Annotated in this window: 2 protein-coding genes; one reads left to right on the forward strand and one right to left on the reverse strand. The window is 29.8% G+C overall.

Annotation, left to right across the window (positions count from 1 at the left end; all coding sequences use genetic code 11):
- Positions 1 to 81: 81 nt before the first annotated feature.
- A complete protein-coding gene (locus VK071_06955) occupies positions 82 to 1,836 on the reverse strand; it encodes a sigma 54-interacting transcriptional regulator (GenBank protein HLR35057.1) in 1,755 nt (584 codons plus the stop codon).
- Positions 1,837 to 2,180: 344 nt separating this feature from the next.
- Here VK071_06955 and VK071_06960 point away from each other — a divergent pair.
- Positions 2,181 to 2,716: sodium/glutamate symporter (locus VK071_06960; protein HLR35058.1), on the forward strand; the 536-nt coding region annotated here is incomplete at its 3' end.

The following is a 2,716-nucleotide window of genomic DNA, read 5'->3' on the forward strand; positions in this document are numbered from 1 at the left end:
CTTTCTAGCTTAAATCTTATTTTCATTCTTGCCAGAAAAGAGTGTTTTATTTCCTAAAAGCACAGATTAGTTTACACTACCTTATGCAATATTAAACTCTTTTATTTTTCTATAGATAGTAGCACGACTAATACCTAAATATTTTGCAGCTTCCAACTTACCTTTCTCGGATAGACCAAATTTATCTAAAGCTTTCTCAATATGTTTCTTCTCAACTTCTTTTAATGTAGTCCCTTGAACTAAACCAGTAGAACCCTTTATGTGAATAGGTAAATCCTCTATTTGGATATAATCTTTTTTACACAAGGTAACAGAGTATTCAATAGCATTTTGTAGTTCTCTAATATTACCTTTCCAATCATGTCTTCTAAATATTTCTTCTACCTTTTCTGTTAAACCTATAATATTTTTATTAAACTTATTATTATATTTTTCAATGAAATAGTTACTTAATATTATTACATCATTTCCTCTATCCCTCAGTGGTGGAATGTTTAAAGGGATTACATTTAATCTATGATACAAATCTTCTCTGAATTTTCCTTCCTTAACTAACCCTGCAAGATCCTTGTTAGTAGCTGATATAACTCTTACATCAACTTGTATAGTATTTGTGCCTCCTAAAGGTTCTATAGTTTGTTCTTCTAAAACTCTTAATATCTTTTGTTGTAAATAGAGTGGCATATTTTCTAATTCATCAAGAAATATGCTTCCTCCATTGGCTAAATAGAACTTTCCCTTTTTCCCTTGGTTACTGGCTCCAGTGAATGCTCCTTTTTCATAACCAAACAATTCACTTTCTATTAAGCTTTCTGGAATAGCTCCGCAGTCTACTGTAATGAAAGGTTTGGACTTTCGAATACTATTATTATGGATAGCTTGAGCAAATAAATCTTTTCCTGTACCTGTTTCACCAACGAGTAACATAGTTGACTCATAGCTAGATATTTCTTTTGCAGTATTTTTAAAATTAATAAAATTTAAGTCGGAGCTAATTATATCTTTAAAAGTTATTTCTTTATTACTAATTTGCTTTGCCATTTTAAAAATATCTTTTTCATCATCAATTATTAATACAATTCGCGTAATATCATTATCAACGGCAATTGGCTTGAATCTATAGAATAGTTTTAAGTGTCTGCCATGAAAATTATAATCTAATTCGTTAATGGTTTCAAAATCATCAATCTCTTCAATAGATTCTAAATCAAAATTTTCAAAGAATTGATGGATTGGCTTATTAATTAAATCTATTTTGTTCATATTAAGTTTGTCTAGCATATAATCATTCACTTCTTTTATAGTAGAGGCATTATCAATAATTAAGATTCCCTTATCAATACTATCCATAATTATATTATTAAATTTTAGTGAGGACCGTAGTTCAACTATCATTTTATTCTCCAGCACTTTAGAACTCATTAATGTGGCCATGGAATTAACAAAGTCTAACATAACCTTGTTATTTTCATCGATTATCTTGGACTGATCATTATTATGGGCTAAAAGTCCAATTGCACCAACGGTTTCGTTATCAATAATAATGGCAGCGTATACAGCTGCAGTAGTATCGCACTTACCATATAAATCGCATTTGGAACATCTTTCATCTTTACCTGGGGAAGAAATTATAACCTTGTTTAAATTTTTATGAAAGATAAATCTATTAACTACCCCTTCTTTACGAAAATAATTTCCAATTTTCTTCTTTGAAAGTCCAGTTCCCGCAATTCTTAACAAGCTATTGTCTACAATTTCAACGTTTAGATTTAATGCTAAAGATGTTGCCTGTGCAATTTCTTGTACAAAATCTTGTATTTCTAATAATTCATTCATACTGATCTCCCTATACAATTGCGTCTCAAAATTAGATAGTAATATATCAAATTGAGACATATTAATAATTTTCTTAAGATAAGCAATTATTGGATTACAAGTAATTTAGTAAATAAAGACGAAGATTAATGTATCAAATTGAGATGTAAAAATAGTTCGAAAATTCTATCTATAAAAAAATTATATCACTGAACATTGAATTTATCAATGTTTGAGATAAACTAGTTATAGTTGGCATGAAAGTTGCTATTATATAACCCTAGATATCAAAATGCTTTCATCAGTACCATCAATAATAATAAAGGAGGGTAGTGAAGAACTAAATAAAAAATAGGAGGTTTAATATGACTGTTCATGAATTTTTTGTAGACTTTGCATTGGCATCTCTGCTAATTCTAGCAGGACAGTTGCTAAGATCTAAGATTACTTTTTTTCAAAGGTTTTTCATTCCGGCAAGTATGATAGCTGGATTTTTAGGACTAATCCTTGGTCCAAGTGTATTTGATATATTACCGTTTTCAGGTTCAATATCTTCTTATGCAGGAATTTTAATTATTATGATATTTACAATAGTTGGAGTAAATGGATTTAAGCTTGGTGGATCTGAATCAAAGGGAGAAGGAAAAAGGATATTAGGATTTCAATTTTATAGATTAGTTGCTTTCTTTGTTCAGTTTATAATTCCAATAGCTTTAACATTATTAGTGTTTGTAAGAATATTTCCACAGATTAATGATGGATTTGGAATGTTATTGGTATCAGGTTTTTATGGTGGACACGGAACAGCCGTAGCAGTTGGAGAGACCCTTGTTAATCTTGGTTGGCCTGATGCACAAGATTTAGCGGTTACATTTGCAACGGTAGGAATTTTAACCGGAGT

This window comes from Tissierellales bacterium (genome assembly GCA_035301805.1).
GTDB lineage: Bacteria > Bacillota > Clostridia > Tissierellales > DATGTQ01 > DATGTQ01.

Coding starts and splice junctions, on each gene's coding strand:
- VK071_06955 (HLR35057.1), bottom strand. CDS start 1,836: ATGAATGAATTATTAGAAATACAAGATTTTGTACAAGAAATTGCACAG.